Genomic DNA, 5953 nt, shown 5'->3' on the forward strand with positions numbered 1-5953 from the left:
CGACTTCTTCGCTCACCTCAACTATTTCCGTTTCCGTGGGGAGCTTTCCTCTTGATGCTGGCGTTGGGTCGAACTCTATCCACTTTCCGTCAACAAAAGCCTCAGCCCACATGTGAGCTTGATCCGAAAAGACCGTCTGATTTCTTGGCGTTCCTTCAACTGAAAATCCGAAAACGGCTCTTGCCGGGAGACCTATGCTTTCAGCCATTACTATGAAAGCTGAAGCGAAGTGCTTGCAGACACCTTTTTTCTCAACGAAGAGAAATCTGTAGACCGGATCTTCTTTTCCATTCGAGTAAAGGTGGGAGTATTCGTAATTTCTTTCGAGAAATTCCTCTATTCTTTTCAACTTCTCGTAATCGCTCTTTGCCTCTCTGGTTATCCTTTCAGTGAGATTTTTTATTTCTTCGAACTCGTAATCGTCCATGATTATCTTTGTTCTCTCCGCTCTCTCCTCTTTCTCTCCGATGAAACCGTAGTAACTTTCTCTAACTTTCCCTCTGTAAACACTTCCGGAGGAATTGTACTCGGCTTGAAGGGTTACGAAGACAGTATCTTTCGTTACCGGAACGAAGTCGAGGGGAGCTATGGGAGTTACTTTGAACGTTTTTCCACCCAACGTCCTTTTCATAGCATCTCCGTACTTTCTGTCGTTTATCCAAACTCCGTTTTCGTAAGTCGTGCTAACACCGGTCCTCAAAAGGTAATGTTCGGAATCAAGTCCTTCCACGTAGAAAAGCGGCTTTCTTGCTTGATTGGAGAAAGAATTTAGATCGGCTAATTTTTCAAAACTTTCCAAACTTTCAGCTCCGCTCGTTATATTTTCGATTAGCTTGAAACCCCTCAAACCACCCATCTGGGTGTTGCTGAAGTCAAGGGAGGAGATGAATATGAAAAGAAGCAGAACGCTCAGGAGTAAAATAGCCTCTCTCATCTTCTCACCACCGAGTAAGTCAGGATTAAGATGACTCCGGCTATTCCGATGTAGAAAGCTTCGGGGTAAGTTGGAATGAGTTTGTAGAATAGAACCGGAAGCAGTGATAAGAAGAGAGAAAGCAACGAAGCCTGCAAGTCCGGAAAGTTTTCATAAGCCTTTTTTTTCCTTGAAGCGGACTCGTAAACTTCTGAAGAAACGTAGAAAGCTGAGATCAGCATTAGGTAGAGGGGATTGACGCTTCTTGAAGCTACAATTTTTTCCAAGATCTTCACACTTTCACTTCCGGTTAAAAAGTATGCGAGATCGAGGGAGGAGTGGAAAAGTTCCGAGTTTGGGAGGTAGTGGAATATCATGAGAGCTGAAAGGAGGGCGAACAGTCCGAAAGGGTATGGGTTTCTTTTGGTTGAAAAAAGTAGCAGGGGAATTAAGAGTAGGAGGAGAAAGTAGTCGGGATTGGCTATCATGGAAAACTCCGATTGGGTTAGGGAGAGATAGGTGACGATAACCGACATTTCAGCAAGCACAAGGTTTATCATGCTACCACCTTTGCAAGTTTCTCAACTCTCTCCTCAACATCCACTTCAAGCCTGTGCTCTATCCCTCTAAGAGCTCTCCTCCTTGCGAGCATTAAAGTCAACTCTCCTAAACTTTCTCCGTCTCTTTTTATCGAAATCACAACAACTTTGAACTTCGAAACTTTTCGGACGAACTTTTTCAAATTCGCTTTTTCGGCTCTCGTAATTACGTATATCAAAGGCTCGTAGATGTAAAGCATCTTCTTCATTTTTTCGTAAGCTTCATCCAAGCTCTCATCCCCTTCCGCCTCTAAGCTCGTTATGTAATCGAATATTTTCTTCACTTGCCTCTTTCCGAAGTCTGGATAGATGAAATTGCTTTTTCCAAGGGCGTAAAGTCCAACCTTGTTTCCCCTCGTTGCATAGTAACTTACGAGGAAGGAACAAACTTCCAGAGCTTTGTCGAAAAACCCCTCCATGTAATCGTTTGCGTCGAGTATTATCCACACAGCCTTTTTCCCTTCCTTTTCGAACTCGTTAACCATGAGCTTTCCGAATCTTGCTGAGGCTTTCCAGTTTATGAATTTTAGGGGGTCAGAGAAGTTGTACTCCCTTATTTCTTTAAAATCTGTTCCCGGAACCCCTATCTTCGCTCTGTCGATGTCTACCATTACGCTCTTAGCTTTAGCCCTAAGCTCTTTCAACCTCCTACCGAAAATCCTGCTCTTCGCTTCGATCTCAAGATTAAGATCGACTTCGTAGGCTTTTTCTGAAGAGAGGGAAAGGCTTTCAACCACGACTTTTAGCTTCGACAGATTGTGTTTTCCTATTTTCCTGACCCTCCCTTTATACCTGATACTACCTTTCCCGAATCCAAAAATGAAGGCTGTGGAATAGTTTTTACCCTCAATTATTTCGATTCCCTCTCCAACCTCATGGTAGATTTTCGCAACTCCAACTCCGTAAAATTTGAGGGGAATTGATATGCTAAACACTTCTCCAACGAATTCTGGTTTTTCGAACTCCACCCTTTCTACTTTTATCTTCGCAACTGGCGGAACTAAAAGAGGGATGAGGGGAACTACGGCTGCTAAAACGAATTCGGGAATTACTAAAACTACCCCAACTAAAAGCAAGAATACAGCAGCACCAACAGCTTTTGAAGCGGAGTACTTCACAGCTTATTTAGCTAAAATAAAACATTTAACGCTTTCGGTTGAATTCGTAGTTATCATGTAGTTTAAAAATTTACCTCTTGGATGTCTTTGCTGCAAAGTGCGGAGACGCAATTCTTTAAATTTTGTCAATCATTTCTATTTGCACTTTGTAATTTCACAAATGGAATTTGAAGCGAAAAAATTCAGGAAAATTAGACTGCAGTTAAGTTTCGTAAACTTTATAACTGCAAGCTCATATAAATGTTCATTGATACGAGTTTGGAGGGATAAATGTGGGGGTAACAAGAAGAGAATTTCTGAGGGGAATTAGCGCATTATCTGCCCTTGCTGTTTTCAGCGACATATCGAAGATCGCAAGAGCTGCCGAAAATTCAAAGCCATTCAACGAAGGAGAAGTGAAGTACTTCAAATCTACATGCAAAATGTGCGTCAACTTCTGCGGAATTAAAGTGAAAGTGCAGAACGGAGTTATTAGAGCGATATATCCGGATGAGAAGCGAGCTCCTTACTTCAACTGGGGCAACTGTCCGAAAGGAATTTCCGGGATTTGGAACACCTACAACCCTTACAGACTTAAGAAACCGTTAAAAAGAACTAATCCAAAGAAAGGACCCAACGAAGATCCGGGATGGGTGGAAATAAGCTGGGAGGAAGCGTTTAATATCGTTGCGGAGAAGCTGAAACAGATTAGACAGAGTGATCCGAGAAAGCTCGTCTGGCATCACGGACATGGAAAATATCTGCTTGACGACGAGTGGATGAAAGCTTTCACAGCTGCCTTTGGCACGCCGAACATGGTTCATAGAACCACAACCTGCGAAGCTGCGAAGCATGTTGCCGATGAAATTACCTGGGGAGGACATGAACCTCTTCCGGATTTGGAGTACTGCAGATATTTGATAAACATGGGCGGAAATTATTTTGAAGCGGATCAATGGGCGAGATGGCTTGACCATGCGACTATCGAGGCGAAAGAGAGGGGAATGAAGCTCGTCGTCGTTGAGCCGAGGTTAAGCAATTTGGCAGCCAAGGCAGATGAGTGGGTGCCGATAAAACCTGGAAAAGACGTTCTATTTCTGCTTGCAATGGCTAACGTCCTCATAAGCGAGGGATATGTCGACAGAGAATTTCTGATAAACTACACCAACGCTCCGTTCCTTGTCGGAGAAGATGGAAAGTTTTTGAGGGATGAGAACGGCAATCCGCTTGTATGGGACACGGTAACCAATTCAGCGAAGCCGTTTGTCGAAGGAGTGAAGCCAGCTCTTGAAGGAAGCTACGTCATAGACGGAAAGGCGTATAGGACGGCATTTCAGGTTCTTGCAGACTACGTTAGGGACATCACTCCAGAAAGCGTTGCTGAAGAGTGTGGAATTCCGGCTGAGCAGATAAGGAGGATAGCTAAGGAATTCGGAGAGAATGCAAGAATCGGCTCGACTATTGTGATCGATGGAAAAGAGTTGAGATACAGACCTGTGTGCATTTACACTTTCAGAGGACTTGCAGCAAAAGAACACGGAGCTCAGAACTGGAGAGCTGGACTCATTGTGATGATGCTCGTTGGTGCGATAGATGCTGTTGGCGGATTTTTGCTTCACAAACCGGGAAAAACATCCTACATGGAGCCTTCCAAGGCGGAGTATCCGCCGAGCAGAATCGATCTCAAGAAGAGCGTTTTCCTTCCGCATGCTACTCACGATGTCGCTCAGCAAGCTATGTTCAGCATGCTTGAGCCGGAGAAGTACGGTATCGATTACGAGCCAGAGATGCAGATGTTTTTCGCAACAAACAGACCGTTCTCGACCTCAAATGCTGAGAAACAGTTCGAAGCTTTGGCAAAGACGTTTAACGTGGTAATTGACATAACGATGACCGAAACGGCGTGGTATGCTGATATCGTTTTTCCAGACAGAACATATCTCGAAGCTTACGGATACTACGGAGGAAGATGGACTCCTCATGCGAGGCATTACACCCTTCACTATCCAATAGTCAACGTGTTCAACATCCCCTACCAGAACCTCGAAATAATGTTTGAACTTGCGAAAAGAGCGGGATTTTACGATGAATTCCTGGAAAAGATAAACGAGAAGTTCAAGTTCAAGAATCCTAAGTTCGAAAAAGGCAAAGATTACGATGCAAGAGCTGCCTTCGACATTCTCTGGAGAAACAAAACCGGACAGCCAATAGAACAGGGAATTAGAGATGGCTTCTACGGAAAGTTCGTTGATGTTGAGGAGCGCTACCTCAAGGGAGCAGAAGCCAAGTTCAAAGGCCCCGGAAAGCCGAAGATGCACTTATACTGCGAAGAGCTAATACACTCCGCTGAAAAGGTCATCGATCTTATGAAGAAGCACGAGAACATAAAGAGAGTATTCGAAGAGTGGTACGAGACTGATAACGCTGAAGAAGAAGTGAAGCTAAGGCTTTCTCCAATCCCGAGAAAGGAGCACGCCTATCCCACTCCCCACAAAAAAGCTAAGGACTATCCGCTGTATCTGATAACGTTCAAGAGAATGTACAGAAACCAGAGCGGATACTGCAACATAAACCCGATTCTGAATCAGGTTGCTCATGATTCGGATTACAACGATGTCTGGATACATCCGGATACTGCAAGAAGACTCAAAATCGATGATGGAGACAAGGTTGTCGTTGAGTCGAGGGTTGGCAAGCTTGTGGCGATAGCGAGACTCACTGAAGGCATCAGACCGGATACCGTTGCGATATCATACCACTACGGTCACTGGAGTCCCGGATATCCAGAGTGGGCGAGAAAGGGCAGCTGGGTTAACAAGATACTCGAATACCATCCAGACATGGTTTCTGGAATGAACAGCTTCAACGATACGAAGGTTAGGATTTACAAGGCGTGAGGTGATGAAAGATGAAGCTCGTTAGAGTTATCGACACGACAAGATGTATCGGCTGCAGAGCCTGCGTCGCTGCTTGCATGAATGAAAACTTCTACGTTCCCGGAAATCCATGGAACTTCGTTGTCGAGTATGAAGTGGGCAAGTTCCCCAACGTAAGGAGGATATTCGTTCCCATGAACTGCATGCACTGCGAAGACCCGCCATGTAAGAGGGCTTGCGATTCGATTGGCGTAGGAGCTATAACGAAAAACGAGTACGGTGTCGTTTTAATCGACTACGAGAAGTGCATCGGATGCAAATACTGCATAGCTGTCTGCCCTTACGGAGCTCCGCAGTACATAGAAGAGATAGAAAATCTGTTTCCGGGTAGAGGCAAAACGCCTTACGAGAACATCCCTTACGAAAACAGACACTGGACGCACAGAAAGAAGCCGAACACCGTTGAAA

The 5953-nt window shown here is 44.6% G+C and carries 5 protein-coding genes; 2 read left to right on the plus strand and 3 right to left on the minus strand.

The features are described 5' to 3' along the window. From F7C14_RS09855 to F7C14_RS09865, 3 genes are all read right to left on the minus strand, one after another. On the minus strand, positions 1-934 hold a 934-nt coding region (locus F7C14_RS09855), incomplete at its 3' end, for a transglutaminase family protein (protein ID WP_290902398.1). After that, complete coding sequence (locus tag F7C14_RS09860) at positions 931-1473, minus strand: hypothetical protein (RefSeq protein WP_290902400.1); 543 nt, start codon at positions 1471-1473, stop codon at positions 931-933. The genes F7C14_RS09855 and F7C14_RS09860, both read right to left, overlap by 4 nt. Next, positions 1470-2630 carry a DUF58 domain-containing protein gene (locus tag F7C14_RS09865; RefSeq protein ID WP_290902403.1) on the minus strand — a complete coding sequence of 387 codons (1161 nt, stop codon included), beginning with the start codon at positions 2628-2630 and terminating at the stop codon, positions 1470-1472. Before F7C14_RS09865 ends, F7C14_RS09860 begins: the two co-directional genes overlap by 4 nt. Positions 2631-2902: 272 nt before the next feature. Between F7C14_RS09865 and F7C14_RS09870 the strand changes: the two genes are divergently transcribed. Then, positions 2903-5506 (plus strand): molybdopterin-dependent oxidoreductase, encoded by a 2604-nt coding sequence (locus F7C14_RS09870; protein ID WP_290902406.1) that lies wholly within the window; start codon positions 2903-2905, stop codon positions 5504-5506. A gap of 11 nt (positions 5507-5517) precedes the next feature. Further along, a partial coding sequence (locus F7C14_RS09875) for a 4Fe-4S dicluster domain-containing protein (RefSeq protein WP_290902409.1) occupies positions 5518-5953 on the plus strand: 436 nt, incomplete at its 3' end.

The organism is Ferroglobus sp., from assembly GCF_015521575.1.
Taxonomy (GTDB): Archaea; Halobacteriota; Archaeoglobi; order Archaeoglobales; family Archaeoglobaceae; genus Ferroglobus.